The sequence below is a fragment of the Streptomyces sp. NPDC059398 genome (genome assembly GCF_042751845.1).
Taxonomy (GTDB): Bacteria; Actinomycetota; Actinomycetes; order Streptomycetales; family Streptomycetaceae; genus Streptomyces.
Genome location: NZ_JBHYWP010000037.1, coordinates 49804 through 50449, shown reverse-complemented (window position 1 = coordinate 50449; position 646 = coordinate 49804). Strand labels below are relative to the sequence as shown.

The following is a 646-nucleotide window of genomic DNA, read 5'->3' as shown; positions in this document are numbered from 1 at the left end:
CCGCCACCGGCCAAAACCCCAAACCCGCCAAAGTGTGCTGCCTGGCGCGGCCTAATGTGGGGGCTTGCTCCAGGCTGCTGCCGGAGCAAGCCCACACCCAACGCCGGAACAACGTGGCCGGCCGCTTCGGCACCCGGTGGTGACCGGCGCAGCAGCAGAACCGCGGCTGGGCGGTTTAGCCTGGATCCACCGGCTTGATGTCTGTGGACAGCTTTCCCGGGAACGAGGAAGTGCCTTGTTACTTGTTACTTGCGATGATGGGAGTTCTTGAGGCTTCCAGTGCGCACGATCACGAGGGCACTGAGATGCAGTCGACGCCGTTCAAGTAGAAATCAAACGGAACACATAATCCTCCACGAGATCGCACATGAGTGGATGGATCACGGTACCTCTCTGACGGCCGTCGAAATCGAGCGTTACGTTCCTGAGCGCATCCGGCAAGAAGTGCTTCGTCGTTACCCGTCAGCCCTGATCCAAGCGCGCGTCGACTTCGACAGCCATGAGGAGAAGCAGGCTGAGCTTTCAGCGTCATTGATCAAGCGCCTGACACGTCGCCAGTCTGTTACGGGAGACGACATAATTAGCCTGTTGGAGTATTCGCAGGTCAGGCAACATGTCGCGGTGTCGCGCCCCTTGTCTCCAAGGG

General features: G+C 59.6%; 1 pseudogene. It reads left to right on the top strand.

What is annotated here, in order from left to right:
* Nucleotides 1-375 precede the first annotated feature (375 nt).
* A pseudogene (locus ACFXBC_RS15955) lies at nucleotides 376-646 on the top strand (hypothetical protein); the annotation flags it as partial.